At 41.9% G+C, this 16,507-nt stretch carries 19 protein-coding genes, 2 tRNA genes and 1 pseudogene; 9 read left to right on the top strand and 13 right to left on the bottom strand.

Annotated elements, in window-relative coordinates; all coding sequences use genetic code 11:
- Window positions 1-192 precede the first annotated feature (192 nt).
- Entirely contained in the window at window positions 193-813 is a 621-nt protein-coding gene (locus tag FTU36_RS03855) for a hypothetical protein (protein WP_180116837.1), read from the top strand.
- Between the two features lie 52 nt (window positions 814-865).
- Here the strand turns inward: FTU36_RS03855 and FTU36_RS03850 are convergent, their stop codons facing one another.
- The 10 genes and pseudogenes from FTU36_RS03850 to FTU36_RS03805 form a co-directional block, all read right to left on the bottom strand.
- Window positions 866-2,227, bottom strand: a complete 1,362-nt coding sequence (locus tag FTU36_RS03850) for a GGDEF domain-containing protein (protein ID WP_180116836.1) — start codon at window positions 2,225-2,227, stop codon at window positions 866-868.
- A 376-nt stretch (window positions 2,228-2,603) separates the two neighbouring features.
- Complete coding sequence (locus tag FTU36_RS03845; RefSeq protein WP_078190480.1) at window positions 2,604-2,882, bottom strand: hypothetical protein; 279 nt, start codon at window positions 2,880-2,882, stop codon at window positions 2,604-2,606.
- Window positions 2,883-2,961: 79 nt separating this feature from the next.
- Window positions 2,962-3,711, bottom strand: a complete 750-nt coding sequence (locus tag FTU36_RS03840; RefSeq protein ID WP_180116835.1) for a hypothetical protein — start codon at window positions 3,709-3,711, stop codon at window positions 2,962-2,964.
- Between the two features lie 192 nt (window positions 3,712-3,903).
- Window positions 3,904-4,431 (bottom strand): hypothetical protein, encoded by a 528-nt coding sequence (locus FTU36_RS03835; protein ID WP_373683023.1) that lies wholly within the window; start codon window positions 4,429-4,431, stop codon window positions 3,904-3,906.
- 193 nt (window positions 4,432-4,624) lie between these two features.
- Window positions 4,625-5,359 (bottom strand): annotated as a pseudogene (locus FTU36_RS03830) (class I SAM-dependent methyltransferase).
- Between the two features lie 105 nt (window positions 5,360-5,464).
- Window positions 5,465-6,190, bottom strand: coding sequence for a hypothetical protein (locus FTU36_RS03825; protein ID WP_180116834.1), 726 nt, complete (start codon window positions 6,188-6,190; stop codon window positions 5,465-5,467).
- Window positions 6,191-6,220: 30 nt separating this feature from the next.
- Window positions 6,221-6,661, bottom strand: coding sequence for a hypothetical protein (locus FTU36_RS03820; protein WP_257245672.1), 441 nt, complete (start codon window positions 6,659-6,661; stop codon window positions 6,221-6,223).
- Between the two features lie 152 nt (window positions 6,662-6,813).
- A tRNA-Phe gene (locus FTU36_RS03815) sits at window positions 6,814-6,889 on the bottom strand.
- A gap of 137 nt (window positions 6,890-7,026) precedes the next feature.
- Window positions 7,027-7,102 (bottom strand) — tRNA-Phe (locus tag FTU36_RS03810).
- A gap of 194 nt (window positions 7,103-7,296) precedes the next feature.
- Window positions 7,297-7,686: a GNAT family N-acetyltransferase gene (locus tag FTU36_RS03805; RefSeq protein ID WP_078193146.1), complete on the bottom strand. Its 390-nt coding sequence runs from the start codon at window positions 7,684-7,686 to the stop codon at window positions 7,297-7,299.
- 97 nt (window positions 7,687-7,783) lie between these two features.
- On the opposite strand from FTU36_RS03805, the gene hisB reads away from it, so the two are divergent.
- The 8 genes from hisB to FTU36_RS03765 all read left to right on the top strand — a co-directional run bounded on the left by hisB (window position 7,784) and on the right by FTU36_RS03765 (window position 14,273).
- Window positions 7,784-8,377 (top strand): imidazoleglycerol-phosphate dehydratase HisB, encoded by a 594-nt coding sequence (gene hisB, locus FTU36_RS03800; RefSeq protein WP_078190487.1) that lies wholly within the window; start codon window positions 7,784-7,786, stop codon window positions 8,375-8,377.
- Window positions 8,377-8,994, top strand: coding sequence for an imidazole glycerol phosphate synthase subunit HisH (gene hisH, locus FTU36_RS03795; protein ID WP_078193147.1), 618 nt, complete (start codon window positions 8,377-8,379; stop codon window positions 8,992-8,994). The genes hisB and hisH overlap by 1 nt, the downstream gene beginning before the upstream one ends.
- Window positions 8,995-9,124: 130 nt before the next feature.
- Window positions 9,125-9,595, top strand: coding sequence for a DUF805 domain-containing protein (locus FTU36_RS03790; RefSeq protein WP_168378999.1), 471 nt, complete (start codon window positions 9,125-9,127; stop codon window positions 9,593-9,595).
- 268 nt (window positions 9,596-9,863) lie between these two features.
- Window positions 9,864-10,337, top strand: a complete 474-nt coding sequence (locus FTU36_RS03785) for a DUF805 domain-containing protein (protein WP_180009274.1) — start codon at window positions 9,864-9,866, stop codon at window positions 10,335-10,337.
- A 177-nt stretch (window positions 10,338-10,514) separates the two neighbouring features.
- Entirely contained in the window at window positions 10,515-11,180 is a 666-nt protein-coding gene (locus FTU36_RS03780; RefSeq protein ID WP_180116833.1) for a 3'-5' exonuclease, read from the top strand.
- 433 nt (window positions 11,181-11,613) lie between these two features.
- On the top strand, window positions 11,614-12,378 hold the full coding sequence (locus FTU36_RS03775; protein WP_180116832.1) for a hypothetical protein: 765 nt from the start codon (window positions 11,614-11,616) through the stop codon (window positions 12,376-12,378).
- Window positions 12,379-12,571: 193 nt separating this feature from the next.
- Window positions 12,572-13,303 carry a 1-(5-phosphoribosyl)-5-[(5-phosphoribosylamino)methylideneamino]imidazole-4-carboxamide isomerase gene (gene hisA / locus FTU36_RS03770; RefSeq protein WP_078190493.1) on the top strand — a complete coding sequence of 244 codons (732 nt, stop codon included), beginning with the start codon at window positions 12,572-12,574 and terminating at the stop codon, window positions 13,301-13,303.
- Window positions 13,304-13,385: 82 nt separating this feature from the next.
- Window positions 13,386-14,273, top strand: a complete 888-nt coding sequence (locus FTU36_RS03765) for a DMT family transporter (protein ID WP_180116831.1) — start codon at window positions 13,386-13,388, stop codon at window positions 14,271-14,273.
- Window positions 14,274-14,363: 90 nt separating this feature from the next.
- Here FTU36_RS03765 and FTU36_RS03760 read toward each other — a convergent pair whose 3' ends face one another.
- Genes FTU36_RS03760 through FTU36_RS03750 form a run of 3 tightly spaced genes read right to left on the bottom strand, consistent with a single transcriptional unit; the run spans window position 14,364 to window position 16,400 of the window.
- The gene (locus FTU36_RS03760) at window positions 14,364-14,756 is read right to left on the bottom strand and encodes a hypothetical protein (RefSeq protein WP_168378990.1); all 393 of its coding nucleotides are present in this window, start codon (window positions 14,754-14,756) and stop codon (window positions 14,364-14,366) included.
- 39 nt (window positions 14,757-14,795) lie between these two features.
- Window positions 14,796-15,422: a DUF1294 domain-containing protein gene (locus tag FTU36_RS03755; protein ID WP_180116830.1), complete on the bottom strand. Its 627-nt coding sequence runs from the start codon at window positions 15,420-15,422 to the stop codon at window positions 14,796-14,798.
- A 27-nt stretch (window positions 15,423-15,449) separates the two neighbouring features.
- Window positions 15,450-16,400 (bottom strand): homoserine kinase, encoded by a 951-nt coding sequence (locus FTU36_RS03750; protein ID WP_180116829.1) that lies wholly within the window; start codon window positions 16,398-16,400, stop codon window positions 15,450-15,452.
- Between the last annotated feature and the right edge of the window lie 107 nt (window positions 16,401-16,507).

Raw genomic sequence — 16,507 nt, 5'->3', positions numbered from 1 at the left:
AAATTTCGAATGCTGTGCAATGCACGCTGTTTTTGTTTGTTTTTCTGCGTTACACCATGTTATCCGTTTGTAACATTGGTGGAATATTCACACAATCGAATCCCTCACTCTGTGCCGTGTAACCTAAGCGCTGTTGATAAGGCATAAAATTTACAATGCCTTATTTTAACTAAGTTTTATAGAGTGATGACTATGAACGCGATCAAAACTACTTTAGCTGTTGCTTTAGTTGCTGCTACAACTTCTGCTATGGCAACTACTGCTGTAGAACAAAAACCTGCGACTGCTGTTGAAGTTGTAAAAGCTCAAGCTGCACAAGCGAAAACTGCAACTGTAGCTGCTGCTCAAGCAACTAAAGATGCTGCTAAAACTCAAGTGGCTGTTGCAGAAAAAGCGACTCAAACTAAAACTTTAACAGTGAAAGAAACCACTAAAGCAAAAACTGCTGACATGAAAAAAGCAGTTGTAGAAAAAGCAGCAGCAACTAAAGAAACTGCAGTTGCAGCAAAAGATGCAACTGTAGCAAAAACTGTAGCGGCTAAAGACGCTGTTGTTGCAAACACTGTTGCAGCAAAAGACGCGACTGTAGCAAAAACTGTAGCAACTAAAGATGCTGTCGTTGCAAAAACTGTTGAAGCAAAAGATGCAGCTGTAGAAAAAGCAACTGATGCAAAAGAAGCTGTTGAAACTAAAACTGAAGAAGTAAAAGCTGAAGCGAAAAAAGACTGCGCTAAAAAATGTGCAGAGAAAAAAGCTGAAGCAGCGAAAGCTGAGAAAAAAGGTTTCTTTTCTTGGTTCAAAAAAGCAGCTTAATCATTGATTAAATGCTAAAAAAGATGCCTTCACGGCATCTTTTTTTGCCTATTTAGACTGCAATACTGCTTTCTGCTAACGGAATAATCTTTTGATAAACAAACTGATTTTTCCCTTGTGATTTCGCCTGATATAGGCAGGCATCGACATGTTGTAAAGTCGTGGAGTAATTAGACAAACTCAACTGTTGAAACTCGGCCAAGCCCATACTAAAGCTGACATCTAGCCTTAATTGATCTTTTCGAAACGGCACATGTTCGCAGCGTTCCAAAATTGTTTCACACAACATTTTACCCTGCTCCAAATCGGCACCTTCGAGCAAAATTAAAAATTCTTCACCGCCCCAACGACTAATAAAACTCGCGCGTGGACTACAATTTTTTAAGATTTTTGCCAAATGCACCAAAACACTGTCCCCCATTTGGTGTCCATATTGGTCATTAATTTTTTTAAAATTATCGACATCGAGCAAAATGACACAGCCTTTATCAACCGCACCCTCTATAAATATTTGTTCTTTAAAGGCATGGCGATTTTTCAGTCCCGTCAACTCATCGCAAAAACTTACACGTTGCAAAGCCAAATATAGACGTTTATTTCGTGCATACAGCTCACAAATAAACAGAAAAATGATCAAATAAATACCCAATGCCAAACGATAAGAACTGATCCGCGAGAGCATATGTACTTGTGCATCCGACCAATATTCCCCAGCCAATGGCATGGCACCATACCAGCCACAGATCAGCGTCATTAAACCAATCAGCCAGCAAAAGGTTTTGAGTTCGTATTTGATCGCGTAATAACACATCAATAAAGGCAAGACCATGCAAGCATAGAAGATCTGATCATTTGAGATCACATATTGGACGGCCAGTGCCACGATCAGATAGCCATAATCCACCCACGGCACATTCACCCAACGCTGAACACCAAATAATAAACATACCACAGCCAAACTTGTTGCAAATTGCTCTAGAAAATAATCAACAAAGGCAAAGTATTGGTTGTCCATCTGAAAGCACGCCACAAACAAGAGACTGCCTGCAAAAGCACTCACGATACTCGGAACAGCTAACATTAGGGTTCGCTTAAAGCGGCGTTTTTTTAAATGGCTCAGCGCTAAATAGGCTTTAATAAATACCCAAATCTGAAATGCCGAAATCGCACACAGGAGAAATTTATCTTCTAAGATTTTGGCAGGATCGACCATCAGCGAAGCCACAAAGATCGCACTAAAAGCATAAAGCACGATCAGTAAATCGTGACTTAAATGCTTTCGCATTAAAACCATGCCATAGGCAGCGAATGCATTTACCACCCAAACAGGGCTAATGAATAATTCATAGGTATAGCCTATCGACACCAATGAAACCGCACATATGGCAAGCCATAGCAGTATTAATTTTTTCATACGCTAAAAAAATCGTCTCTAAAAATGGCGATAAACCTTTCATTCAAAGCCAATCGGTCTAAGGTTAGAATTTTTGCAAGTTCAATACAGCTCAGCTTCTTATGCGTTATGGGCTGCTGGCTAAAAAGTTATGTTTAAATTTTCGGCGTATTTTAAGTGATTTAAGTCACACTATTGGTTGATAGTTGTATTAAATTTGCAATTTAAACAATCAAAGACTGTTTTAAAGCCAATGTTTTTTGCGCCATTCGTGCTAGTTCGGAACTCAGTTCCCAAAATGATGCTCGATAACAACAAAAAAGCCATCCGCTAAAGGATGGCTTTCACTTGCATAACATGTCTCGAAGTTGTGCTGAATAATTTGAATGAAAAGGACTTATTTTAATATTTGTAATTGTTCCATCAACCAAGCCATGTATTTATCTTGATCCATAAAGTCAGGCGCCGTCCCTGTATCCAAACTATAAAATTGTTGATTAAATTCAATCACAATCTGTTCAGTCAGATGCCAATCTTCAATCATGCGAAAATACTGACTGAAGAAAAAACGGTTCTTGCCCCAATTGTTTAAACTTTCCAAACGTGGATATTGGCGGTTCGCGATAAAGTCGATATAGACCTGCTGAATATCATCAAAAATCTGAATAGCTCGCATGAGCATGGACCTCTATATGATGTAAAACCTTGCTATAAGCCACTTTATCGCGCAATTTTGAAAGAGAGATGACAGTCAGTTAAAGCTTTTGTTTCAACTCTGAACGGTTCTTTTGGCGGATCTCATCCATTTGTGCATTGAGCGCTAACATCTCTGTATAAAGCTGATTAAACTGCTTTAAAGGCGCATCTTCATAGAACATAAATAATTTATTTTTCTTTTCCCATTTATTGGCTTTCAGCACAGCACAGAGCTCATCAGCCTTCGCCAAGCTTTGCTTTTCTAACTCAAATAAAGCATGCGACTCATCACTATCACGACTGTCTCTTAAACTCTGCGCAATTTGCTGACGAAACACCTGTTTGACCGCCAACTGTTTGGCCTGCGCTAAACCATTTTCCTCTTGCTGTGTGGTTTTTTGTTCATAAGCATCGACCACTGCATGCACCTGCTGCAGCATTTGCTCAGTCTCTTGATATTGGTTTTTTTTATCTTTTAATAAGCGATCGATATCGAGAAATTTATCCCAATTCAGTGCTTTAAGATCACGAATATATTGATTCCGCGCTTCTGCACGCTGCAGCATTTGGCTCAAAATAAAATCCGACATGATTTTATAATCCCCCGTTAGCCGTGCATCTGTCACATTGAGTTGTATCGGCTCTTCCCAGTGCTGAGCTTGCTGAAAAATTTGCTCGGTTTTTTCACGCAAAACCGTTTCATAGGTCGAGAGTTGCACAGCTTCTTTTTGCTGTACTGAATATTGATAAAACATCCATCCAAAGACCAATACCGTAGCACTGGCCAAGACAACAAAGATACGCGGCATAATGAGCTCCGAATGCCCTTTTATTCAGTTTAACCAAAAGTTTGAAGATTGACGATAAAATAGCCATGCTTTTTAAGAAGGCTATTTGAAAACATCAATGTAAATAGACTTAAATTGCGCATGCCATCAAAACGAAAATTCATGGATAAAACATGAATTTTCGCCTTCAATGTACTGTAGAGATGTATTCGATTATGGGGTCTTAATCGGATTGGTATTTAACTGACGGTCGATGTTTCCGAGATTGATTTGCTCACGACTGATTTGCACATTGGTCGCATTACGGTCAATCCCAAAGGGTTGCAACATAATATATAAACCATTGCGTGGGTCAGAAGACTGCAAACCTGCGGCAATATTTAAAACATGCTGTTGCATCAAAGGCGATAAATTCGACATATCTGGCACTGCTGTGGCAGGTAAGATATCAATATTTGACACGATTGTTGCATCGACACCTTTGTTTTGAGTATCACGCTCAAGTTGCATCACCCGTTGCTGTAAGGCTTTACGGCGATCCACCTGCTCTTGATACTCAACAATGCCCGTCTCTGCACGCATTTCACGCTCTGCCATAATGGTTAAAGCAGGCATCTGAATAGCTTGTTGTTCGGTTTCATCAGCTTTTGTAGTGGCTTTTTCCGCAGCCAATGTACTCATAGCCGTCATTGCTGCACTAACAAAAACCAAAACGGAAACAGATTTAGGGAGATTCATCATGTTCATTCCAAGAGATTTAAAAATAGAAAATTGAAAAAATTTACACTGCTATTATTGTACAACAATTAATCAATTTACCAGATTTAACCCCGACAAACGGCAGGATAGCACAGCTAGTTTAAACCTCACGTTGCTCATTCTGGACTTGAGATATCATCCTTTACCTATCTGCATTACCACTGCTTTTTCTTTTTTATACTGTTCCAATTCTTAACAGCACAGGAAATGACAAAGCAAACTCTTGCTGCGGATGACGGCTAAAGAAGTCGTGCAAAGCTGCACATGGTTGAAGTATCGGATGTTGCTGTTGATAATGTTTTAACCCAGACCATGTTTGCAAATAGTCCAAAATTTGCTGTGAACGCCACCTGTAATTTAAAAACAGCTGAGGTGTCGCTAACTCCTGAAATGGAAACGGAATACTGCGATATTCTTCATCGATGTAACGACGTTCAGCGTCCCAATAGCCTTTTAACGTGATAAAATACAGATCCTGTAAGAGCTGGTTTAATTCCGCATGTTCAAATTGAATCAGACCATAGCCCACAATGGCAATGTGACCATGGGGTTTCAATACGCGTCGTACTTCTGCATAAAAGGCAGCAAAATCGAACCAATGAATCGCTTGCGCGACTGTGATTAAATCCGCTGAATGGTCTGCAAGCGGACAATGTTCGGCGCTAGCTTGCTCATAACGCACATTATCTAAGTTGGGTGCTTGTGCCAATTGTTCGGCACTCAGATCTGTCGCTAAAACCTGTTGAAAATAGGACGCCAAACCTTTGGTAAATTAACCTGAACCTGCACCACAGTCCCATGCCAGTTCACGCACGGCAACATGCTGCAAGATGCTATCGACAACTTCAGCAGAATAACTTGGACGTGATTGTTGATACAGCGCACTCCCTGTAGAGAAAAGGTCTTTCATTGCGGGGATTCATTGGTTGTTTTTTTATCACTTTAATCGAATTTTTAGGGTCGGAAACTAGCACTTAAGTCATAGCTTCAGCGATAAAATTTGAGCTTCAAATATTTACTCAATCACGTGCTGTATATAAAAACTGGTCTGTGCAATCGGGCTTAATTGATCATTCATTTGATAATATTTCACATCATAATGACCAGTTTTCCATCCAGTCATGGGATAGAAACTCACCCAGTTTTGTTGCTGTTGCTCACTAACTTTGCGTGGCGTAAAGAGCAGCACTTCACCGCTATCACGATGCGTCCAACGCACCATAACTTGCGTATTGTTTGGAACTTTACCCATGGTATCAAAATGTGCATACAACGGCTGTGTGACATAGATTTCACGAGGTAAAACTTGATCTACATCTGTCTGTGATTGATCAGTCACATACGCTTGCCCTGCCAATCGCTGCTGCGGATCATTTTTGGCTTGTAGAAATTCGTCTAACATCTGCTGCGCAAACTGCTGCTTATTTTGAATCCCTGCAAAACTGTAATTGGGAAATGCCTGCTGTAAATATTGCCCCAATTGTTGATCTGAAGTCTGCTGAATAATGCTCTTTAGCTGAAGATGTTGGCCTTTGAGTTGTTGCTGTATATCTTTAGAATGAGGCTGATCCGAGGTATCTCGATCTAAAGCCAAGCGTGCCACAGGATTATTCGTCGCCAAAGAGACAAGCGAGTGCTCAGGTGGCGGCGACGTCAAGCTTGGTTGGTCATTCCACGATGCCGCAATATAGCCCAGTGCAAAACAGAGCAGTCCAAGCGCCGCATATTGAAGTCGCTTCAACTGTCACTCCACGAAACTATGTTCATTTGATTAAAGCCTGCAGCGGAGCACTTCTGTGCCGACAATATATTCACCAGAGCTCATCGTCGTACCCGTGTTAATCACCTGATTTAAGCTAAAGTTAGATCCAACTTTTAATTTAAGCAGACCATTATCACATGCTGCAGTTATTCTGCTGCCCGATTTCATATTGGATACACAGCCCGTTTTGGTCACGGCAAAAATTGTTTGCCCTGCGGAAATACTGGTGCTGCATGATGCTGTGATTATTTTATCGAGCGATGATTCACAAGAAGAACAATTGCCATTATCACAAAGCGCTGCTGCATTTTCACTTTTACATTCATAGGTCACACCATTTTGAATAATGGTTTTAGAATAGGAAGAATCGACATTACTGCCGCCCCCGCCACCACATGCGCTCAGCAAGACACTCATACCGATCAAAACAGGAAATAATATTTTCTTCACAACCTTAACCCTTATTTTTTAATAATTTTCTTATAGCCATTGGGCTCATCATCTGGCATGGATTGTAGCAGTTAAACTGTGCGAAATATCAACACCTGAAAAACAGCAGACGAAAAAAAACCTCAAACAATGGTTTGAGGTTTTTTCGAATATGGTGGCGAGACCCAGGATCGAACTGGGGACACACGGATTTTCAATCCGTTGCTCTACCTACTGAGCTATCACGCCGATGCGGTGTATTAAGCCGTATCTCAGTTAATTAGTCAATCATATTTATAAAAATATTTTTCGTATGCATATTTTTTAGGCAAAAAAAATCCCTGATGGGATCAGGGATTGATAAACTGAAAAATCAGTTTTGAATATGGTGGCGAGACCCAGGATCGAACTGGGGACACACGGATTTTCAATCCGTTGCTCTACCTACTGAGCTATCACGCCGATGGGGCGTATTAAACAATTTAAGCTGAATGCCGTCAAGCATAAGCATGGGCTTTTTTCTCAAATGTTTATTTTTAAATCAATATTTCACACTAATCGCTTACTTTTTGTCTTATTTACATTTAAGTCTGAGTCAATTTAATTATTCAGACGAAAAAAAGACAGCACGGAGACTGTCTTTTAAAAATTGAACTTTACTCAACTACGTCAATTTTACCAATGTGTGCTAAACAACGATGAATCGCGCCACAACCTGGCTCGAAAGTTTTTACACCTTTTTCTTCCTCCATACGGGTAGCTTCACTGACCAAACGTTCTGCAACACCACGCCCACGATTTGCTGGGTGTACCACAATATATTCAAGGGTTTTGCTTTCACCTTGGCCTGTACACCAAATCGCGCCAATCAATTTTGTATTAAATTCTGCAGTATAAACTAAGGTATACTGAGCTAAGTTCTGCTCAAGTTGTTCAATCGCATCGGAACCGTCGCTAAACTCAGGGCTGGTGTCATACAGTCGCTCAAGCTGGCTGCGCACTTCATCATTTTCCAAAGAAGTATAGGCATGTACGGTAATAGGCATTGATAAACCCTCCTGAGCAATCTAATATGCGGTGACTTTTCGTCACCGCGAAAATATTTTTACATCAATCATTTTGACGTATTTGAGGAACGTGTCTATGACAGATCGTATCAGTGAAGTGGTAAGAAACACCAACGAAACCAAAATTCGAGTTCGTGTGAATCTTGATGGTACTGGTCAAGGCACTTTAAACACTGGTGTTCCATTTTTAGATCATATGATTGATCAAATCAAGCGACATGGTCTGTTTGATATTGATATTCATTGTGATGGCGATCTTGAAATTGACGATCATCATACCGTAGAAGACTGTGGGATTACACTGGGCCAAGCCTTTGCTCAAGCACTGGGCAATAAAAAAGGCTTACGTCGTTACGGTCACTTCTATGCGCCACTTGATGAATCACTGAGTCGTGTTGTGGTGGATTTATCTGGCCGTCCGGGTCTTTGGATGGATATTCCATTCACTCGCGCGCGCATCGGGACTTTTGATGTGGATCTTTTCTCTGAATTTTTCCAAGGTTTTGTGAACCATGCGTTAATGACGCTGCACATCGACAACCTAAAAGGTAAAAACAGCCACCACCAAATTGAAAGCGTATTTAAAGCCTTTGCCCGTGCATTACGTATGGCGTGTGAAGTTGACCCTCGTGCCGAAAATACTGTTGCGTCTACCAAAGGAACATTGTAATGACCCGTATTGCCCTTCTTGACTATGGCATGGGAAATCTTCACTCAGCAGCAAAAGCCCTCGAACACGTGGGCGCAACTGTTGATGTCACCAATGATCCTAAGCTGATTGCACAAGCAGATAAAATTGTGTTCCCCGGTGTGGGAGCAATGCGTGACTGTATGCAAGGCATGCATGATGCAGGCATTGATGAAGTGGTCCGTAAAGCGGCATTTAATAAACCTGTGCTTGCGATCTGTGTCGGTATGCAAGCCCTAATGCAGCATTCCGAAGAAAATGGCGGTGCAGATGCATTGGGTATTTTTGAAGGTTCGGTTAAACGCTTTCCTGACGTAGAGGGATTAAAAGTGCCGCACATGGGCTGGAACCAAGTGCATCAGGCAGACCCTAGCCACCCGATGTGGAAAAACATTGAGCAAGATGCACGTTTCTATTTCGTACATAGCTTCTATGTAGAGCCGCAAGATTCAAGCATTGTCGCTGCTACCTGTGACTATGGTTTGGAATTTTGTACCGCAATTCACAAGGAAAACTTGTTTGCGACACAATTTCACCCAGAAAAAAGTCATACAGCCGGTCTGCAATTGCTGAAAAACTTTGTGGAATGGGATATTTAAAATTCCTTCACCGCAAAAAAGCCCGCTCCTTGCGGGCTTTTTTGTACAGTTTATTTTTCATCCTTTTATTTTCTACATATTCATTTTAGAATTTGCCTACTTATAAAAATACCAACGCCTAGGAATAATAATGAATACCTTCACATCTGACTCACCGACCCAAGCCAGTGGTCGCTTTAGCCGTCGCGCATATCTTGCATGGAATCTACTTCTCGGCATTATTTTTACGCTAATTGCTGTTGTGGTCGGCCTGCTCATACCCGGTGCGCAAAATGCGCTGACTGAGGGTGCTATGTCAACGCCACTCATGATTATTTTCTTTATCATGTATGCCATCGTCATTTATTACAGCGTCATTTTCTTAATCCGTCGTTTACATGACCGAGACCATTCAGGATGGCTTGCACTGCTGATCTTAGTTCCTGTAGTGAATATATTGTTTGCGCTCTATGTGTTATTTGCACCGGGTAATAGCGGTAGTAATAGCTTTGGACAACCACGCCCGACCAAAGGCTGGGAAACAGTGCTGGCTGTTTTGTATATCGTGGTGTTTATAGTCGGGATACTTGCTGCGATCATGATTCCGTCTTACCAAAACTAAGTGATCCGCTCTCAACAAGCCACGATTCAACAACAATAATGATAAATCATTAGATGCCGCCTAGATCGCTCTAAACAGCAATACACCTATTCAAACAAGCTCACACAAGTGGGCTTTTTTTGTACTTTACCTTTATAATCAACGCGCTTTTTTGGTACAGGATCAAATCCTGTACTTTTTCACATTTTTATGTCGTTTTTAGCTCAATTTTTTGCGGCTAAAAATGAATGATAACAATACTTTTTACGATAATTTAAGATCATTTAATATGAATAATTCACCCAATATTAACTCTGGCTGGAACCGTGACGGTCGCTTTAATCGCATGTCATTTATCGGTTGGAATGTCTTCTATGGCCTCATGCTAAGCATACTGATGCTGCTGATTGTCAGCATGATGCCCAATACTCTCAATGCCCTAATAGCTCACGCTGAAAATCCAATGACGCAAGTGATTGGATTTATCCTAAATGTTTTAATGCTGATCCCTTTGATGATTTTTTCAGTGCGCCGTTTGCATGACTTTAATCTCTCAGGCTGGTTTGCACTCTTAGAGCTGATTCCGTTGCTCAATATCGTCATGTGCATTGCGCTGATGCTCATCCCCGGGTCTGCAAATGCCAATCAATATGGTGAGCCACGTGCATCCAAAACATGGGAGGTGGTTCTCGCCTTTCTCTTTATCGGTTTATTCTTACTGATCTTGGTAAATGTATTATTTACTGCGCGTTTTCTATTTTAAGTCGTCACTGACTTTAAGCCTATTGGTCACTGTCTTTAAGTCCTCTCATCACTGTCATAGCAACGCGCTATGACAGGCAGGTGAGTCAAAGGCTCATGCTCAACGCCGCATCTCGGTATTTGCATTTCCCTACTAAACGCTCTAGGCTGCAACAACAAGCCTTTGAATTAAATCACAATGACTGATGCTCTACCGACACCTATTTTGCCAACAAAAGAACAGATTAAAAATTTTCCATTGTTCCAAAATTTAGTGCCAGAGCAGATCCATGTCATTCACAATGCAGAACAATGCCAACACTGGGCCGATGAATTGCAGACGACTGCCTTATTCGGTTTCGACTCTGAATCTAAGCCGACTTTTCGTAAAGGTGAGGTCTCTACCGGTCCACATTTAATCCAACTTGCGACGGCGCAACAGGCGTGGTTGTTTCAAATGAACGAATGCACTTGGGATTTTTTAAGACCAATCTTGAGTAATCGGGATCAAATTAAAGTAGGTTTTGGCTTAAAAAATGATGCGCATTTATTTCGTAAAAAAGGCATCGAACTGAATAGTGTATTGGAACTCTCCAAGTGCTTTGCTTCTTTTGGCTTAAGCCAACCCGTCGGTTTAAAAAATGCCATGGCACTGCTTTTTCGTGTGAATTTTCCAAAATCTAAATCGGTCAGCACCTCCAATTGGGCCAAAAAGCGCATAAGTCCGGAGCAAATTCGTTATGCCGCTGCCGATGCCTATGCCCCTGTTTTGGTCTTTGAAGAATTATTACAACGTGGCTTATTGCCCAAAACCATTCCCAATACTTCTCTCAAACTAAGAATTCGTCCGCACATGAATTTATAAATCCTTAATTATTTTAATGATTTAATTTATATTCAGCGATGTAACCGCTCTGTAACTGGATATTGCCCCAATCTATGGCATGACCAAGTGCAAAGATCGGCTGAAGAGTGCCAATGAATTTGCAGTTTATTTGCACTAGAGATTTAAACAGTACGTTATTGCCTTAAAAATAGTCACAGCACAGTCTAAAAACAATAAAATCGCACCTTTTAAGTACATTTATATCTTTGATTTAACTCATTTTAATTACATTAATATACATTTATATTTTTATTCAGCTAAGGTTTTGATCTCTCTGGGTTTTCTAGCAGAATTACATGATTTATCTCCTTCTTTCTATACTTTCATAATTTGTTTTCATCAATCTCCTTTTGCTAAAACAAGTCTGCCAAATACATAACACATCATAATTTAAAAGCTTGGAGAACCTGACATGTTGAACTTATTTACAGGAAAAATCAGCGGTGTACTCAGCCTGACTTTACAAGGGATCAGTAAAGCGGTTGGACTGGTTTTAAATACTGTTTTAGATACTGTAGACAGCGTATTAGAGACCGTAAGTAGCTTAACAGCGCCCTTAACGGATGCACTGACTGAGCTTCCGCTCATTGGTGGGACCATCGAAAAAGTACTCGCGGTTGAAAATCAGTTGGTTGGCACCTTAGGTGATGGCTTACATGCGGTAGCCGATCAACTAGCGACAGGTGATCTTCTCGGCGGTGTACAGACCGCTCTCAATGGCGTAACTGGTGTGGTCGGCCAAACCGTGACGGAAGTTGCAGGTTTGGTTGATCATCTCAGTGGCGTGGCTGCACCAATCACAGATGTACTTTCTGACCTGCCATTGCTGGGCGGTCTATTGGATGCAGTAGGCGAAACTACGGGGAATTTAACAGGCTTGTTGGCTGAAACGGGCGACTATGTAGCCAGTATTGATCCTACCGAATTATTAACATCCGTCCTGAACGATCCTTTAGCAAGTGTAGGTGGTGTCGTGCAAGATGTTTCAGGCACTTTAGATGCCTTACTGGATGACATTGCACCGATTACATCGATTGCCACTGAACTTCCTGTGGTCGGTGATCTCGTTCAAGTGGTCGGTGAAAGTACCACAGCCCTCAATCAAGGCTTATACGATGTCGGTAGCTTACTTCAATCCGTAAACATCGATTTATTACAAACAACCGCTTATGTTTAATGACTAAAAACACTAATACACAGCGCATTTTTATAGACCAAGAATAAAATCCAATCCTCTATTTACACTGGCCTGACCTATGTCAGGCTTTTTTAATTCATCAATTCTGATATTAGCATTTAGTGAATAGCCGTTTATTTGATAAGATTAGGCACAAATTCATTCTTAATTTGATTGAGCAAGGAGCGAAAGCATGCTGATCATCCCTGCAATTGACCTGAAAGATGGCAAATGTGTCCGTTTAAAACAAGGTCGTATGGAAGACGATACCGTATTTTCTGACGATCCAGTGGCAACTGCACAGCATTGGGTAAATGAAGGCGCGCGTCGCTTACATTTGGTAGATTTAAACGGTGCTTTCGCTGGTACACCGATTCATAAGCCTGTGGTTGAAGCGATTGCTAAAGCACAGCCTGAATTGCCAATTCAAATTGGTGGTGGTATCCGCTCTCTTGAAACCATTGAACACTACCTTGATGCCGGCGTTTCATTTGTCATCATTGGTACAAAAGCAGTAAAAGAGCCTGAATTTGTTGAAGAAGCGTGCAAAAAATTTGCAGGCCATATCATTGTCGGTATCGATGCCATGAACGGCATGGTGGCAACAGATGGTTGGGCAAATGTCACAGACGTGAAAGCTACTGATTTGGCAAAACGCTTTGCAGATGCTGGCGTATCAAGCATTGTCTACACCGACATCGCACGTGATGGCATGATGCAAGGTGTGAACGTTGAACAAACCGTTAACCTTGCAACGTATTCAGGCTTACCTGTTATTGCATCGGGTGGCGTGACCAACCTTGACGACGTGCGTAACTTAAAAGGCCAGCCGGGTATTTTAGGTGCGATTACCGGTCGTGCAATTTATGAAGGCACATTGAACCTTCGTGAAGCTCAATTACTGCTTGATCAACAAAGCTTGTAATTTTCCCGAGCAGAAAAGAGGTCTTCGGGCCTCTTTTTTTATTTCTCATTTTTATTTCCCCTCTTCGAACAATCAAATACACATGTCAACCGTCCAATCTGCTTGGAAAGCCAAGTTCCCGCAGCTCGCACTCATCCTGATTACCATGATTTGGGGTGCCAGTTTTATCACCGTGCAATACGGTTTAAATTTCAGCAGTCCCGTGCTGTTTGTCGGTCTACGTTTTGCCGCAGCTGCACTGGCTGTGAGTCTGTTATCGCTCAAATATCTTAGACATTTTTCTCAATACGATGTCATTGCGGGCGCAAGTATTGGCGCTGTGATTGCGATTGGCTATGCGACACAAACGGTCGGCTTACAAAGTATCAGCAGCAGCGAATCGGCTTTTTTAACCGCGCTGTATGTCCCGCTGGTTCCGATTTTTATGTGGCTGTGTTTTCGGCATAAACCACATGTGATGACATGGCTGGGTGTGTGTTTGGCTTTTGTTGGTTTGGTCTTTTTAACTGGTAATGGTTTTGGCGCTATTCAGCTCAATTTTGGACAAATCATTACGCTGCTCGGTTCGATTGCCATTGCCTTTGAAATTATCTTGATCAGCTATTTTGCGCCCCGCGTCAATCTGCGCAGAGTGACGGTTCTACAGTTGGCATTTGCCTCTCTGTTCTGTTTCTGCTTCGCTCCACTGGTGGGTGAAACCACTTTGCCAAAATTTGAATGGCCATTAATCGCTGTACTCTGCGGATTGGGGCTGGCCAGCGCCGTAATTCAACTGGTGATGAACTGGGCGCAGCGCATGGTCGATCCTGCACAGGCAGCAATCATCTATGCAGGTGAACCGGTTTGGGCCGCGATCATTGGGCGGCTTGCAGGTGAACGCTTAACACCGCTCGCTCTCATTGGCGGACTGTGTGTTGTTCTGGGTGTGATTGTGAGTGAATGGCGGCCGAAACGGTTAAAGAAACGCTAATTTCAGCATCCTTTCCCATAACAAAAAGCGACCCATAAGGTCGCTTTTTTGATGCCAAGATTTTTTATGCTAAAAATCTTTAAACTCGCATTACTCATACATCGGTCGGTTGTCATTGACACGGATTAAACCTTTAATCGCGCGGTACACAATCCATAACCAAGACAGTCCGATTACCGTGACGCAGAAGGTACTCGCTCCCAGTGCTACACCTGCAAAAGCATTGGCATTATTGCCGGTAAAGAACAGAAAAATAAAAGGCACGAAAGCAATGATGTTCCAAATGAGATACCACCAAAACGTGCGAATCTGCCAAGTGAAATGGCTTTCAAAAATCGTGCCGCGCACATCACTGCGTTTGACGTAATTGATAATCAACGCGAGGACCGCAAGCAAGCCGGCAGAAAAAATCGCCACAATATAAAGAATATACAAAATAATCGTGAGCAGGCGGTTTGGATCTTTATCAATGGAATAATTCATTTCGCTCTCCGTCATGATGATTTTGCGGATCATTCCACCCTAGATATGCAGGATATTAAATGGTGAAATCAGCCATAAAATCAGTAATATGTTAAAGGCTATAGTACAGAAATATATTTTTCGAAATGGTTGTTTTTGTGTTTTATGCCGCAAACATTGCTGAGCCAGCCATGCCGCCGGCCACCCACCTAAAAAAGACAAAAGATGCAGTGTATTTTCTGGCACGCGTCGGTTCCCCATTTGCGCAGCTTCTTTATCTTGAGCGTAGAACCAATAGGTCAGGACATTGATAATACTCACAAAAAGCAGCACCATGCCACTGAGTAAACCCGCCACAGACAAACCCGCCAAGGCGAGGATATAAATGATGCACAAGATTTGCATCGGCTCTGCCTGACGCGGCATCTGCACCACATTTTTTTTATTAGGGCGTTGTGTAGCTTTGGTTTGTGAGGCTTTTAAATAATGCACTTGCTGCGCACGAAAGCGTCCGCGTTCGTCTAAGATCACAGCATAATCCAACGCGCAGCCCACGATTGGTCGTGGGCCGGGACGGGAAAAGTCTTTAATGTGCAAAAATACGCGATCTTTGGTGCTATCGTTCGGTTGAATGAAGCCGTAGCCCTTATCATCAAACCATTCTACTAAGCGTCCTTGATCACGCATGCTTTTCCCTCTCGTTGTTTTTAAAATTTATGCTGTGACGAATTTTAATCGTTCAATCAGCATATTACGCATTTCAGCAGGGTTTTTCTGCAAAATATCATCCCCTGTACGGCCTTCTGCAGCATTTTTCTGTGCCACCTGTAAACGCATCATCCAGAAGCGACCCGCCGCCATTGCCAAATATAACTCTAGACATGATTTTTCATCTGCGGTTAATGGGCGCACGCTTTCATATGCATGTAAAAAGGCAATGGCTTTGTCTTCATTCAAATGCACATCCGGATATTCAGTACAGAAGTCATTTAAAGTAATAGCAATATCAAACAAGAGTTCGTCTTTATTTAACTCATAAAAGTCTAAAATGCCGTTAAGTTGATCGCCTTCAAATAGAGTATTGTCACGGAACAGATCAGAATGAATAAAACCGGCAGGACGGTCTGGATACATCGCCGTTAAGATGTCATATAAACCCAACAAATTGTTAAGCAACGTGGTATCTGCTTCATTTAATGTTGGACGTATATTACGTGAAACTTGTAACCAATAAGCATGATCACGATATTCTGCACGTTCCAAAGGGAAGTCTTGTAAAGCCACATGCATTTTCGCTTGAGCCACAGCTATCGCCTCTGCTTGCGCTAAGCTCGCAGGCACGGGATGTTGACCTTGCATGCGTGGCGCAATCTGTGCAGGTTTATCTTTTAAGCTATGAATCGCTTTACCCGAATGATTCAGCGGTACAGGCACAGCTAGACCAGCCTGCCCCAAATGTTCAAGTACAGGGACCAGCTCCCCTGCACCTTGCTCGTCCATCTCTTCAAAAACGGTTAATACATACTGCGTACCATTTTCGCAAACAATAAAATAGTTGGTATTTTGAATACCGCCTTGAATCGGAATCAGGTCAATCACCTCCAGTCCATAAGGTGCTGCAAAATCCTGAACTTCCTTTAAAGTCAAAGTGGTATAAACCGACATAGAAAACCTGCGAAAAAACTTACATATTTTTGATAGAATAACCGCTCCGACTACTAAGGTGTAGCATCTAAGTCGCGAAGTTTCATAATCGGCTGTTATTTTTGGAA

The organism is Acinetobacter sp. YH12096 (assembly GCF_013419215.1).
Taxonomy (GTDB): Bacteria; Pseudomonadota; Gammaproteobacteria; order Pseudomonadales; family Moraxellaceae; genus Acinetobacter; species Acinetobacter amyesii.
Note: the sequence above shows the minus strand (reverse complement) of the source record. Positions and strands in the feature narration are given on the sequence as shown.

Coding starts and splice junctions, on each gene's coding strand:
- FTU36_RS03855 (WP_180116837.1), top strand. CDS start 193: ATGAACGCGATCAAAACTACTTTAGCTGTTGCTTTAGTTGCTGCTACA.
- FTU36_RS03850 (WP_180116836.1), bottom strand. CDS start 2,227: ATGAAAAAATTAATACTGCTATGGCTTGCCATATGTGCGGTTTCATTG.
- FTU36_RS03845 (WP_078190480.1), bottom strand. CDS start 2,882: ATGCGAGCTATTCAGATTTTTGATGATATTCAGCAGGTCTATATCGAC.
- FTU36_RS03840 (WP_180116835.1), bottom strand. CDS start 3,711: ATGCCGCGTATCTTTGTTGTCTTGGCCAGTGCTACGGTATTGGTCTTT.
- FTU36_RS03835 (WP_373683023.1), bottom strand. CDS start 4,431: ATGATGAATCTCCCTAAATCTGTTTCCGTTTTGGTTTTTGTTAGTGCA.
- FTU36_RS03805 (WP_078193146.1), bottom strand. CDS start 7,686: ATGCCTATTACCGTACATGCCTATACTTCTTTGGAAAATGATGAAGTG.
- hisB (WP_078190487.1), top strand. CDS start 7,784: ATGACAGATCGTATCAGTGAAGTGGTAAGAAACACCAACGAAACCAAA.
- hisH (WP_078193147.1), top strand. CDS start 8,377: ATGACCCGTATTGCCCTTCTTGACTATGGCATGGGAAATCTTCACTCA.
- FTU36_RS03790 (WP_168378999.1), top strand. CDS start 9,125: ATGAATACCTTCACATCTGACTCACCGACCCAAGCCAGTGGTCGCTTT.
- FTU36_RS03785 (WP_180009274.1), top strand. CDS start 9,864: ATGAATAATTCACCCAATATTAACTCTGGCTGGAACCGTGACGGTCGC.
- FTU36_RS03780 (WP_180116833.1), top strand. CDS start 10,515: ATGACTGATGCTCTACCGACACCTATTTTGCCAACAAAAGAACAGATT.
- FTU36_RS03775 (WP_180116832.1), top strand. CDS start 11,614: ATGTTGAACTTATTTACAGGAAAAATCAGCGGTGTACTCAGCCTGACT.
- hisA (WP_078190493.1), top strand. CDS start 12,572: ATGCTGATCATCCCTGCAATTGACCTGAAAGATGGCAAATGTGTCCGT.
- FTU36_RS03765 (WP_180116831.1), top strand. CDS start 13,386: ATGTCAACCGTCCAATCTGCTTGGAAAGCCAAGTTCCCGCAGCTCGCA.
- FTU36_RS03760 (WP_168378990.1), bottom strand. CDS start 14,756: ATGAATTATTCCATTGATAAAGATCCAAACCGCCTGCTCACGATTATT.
- FTU36_RS03755 (WP_180116830.1), bottom strand. CDS start 15,422: ATGCGTGATCAAGGACGCTTAGTAGAATGGTTTGATGATAAGGGCTAC.
- FTU36_RS03750 (WP_180116829.1), bottom strand. CDS start 16,400: ATGTCGGTTTATACCACTTTGACTTTAAAGGAAGTTCAGGATTTTGCA.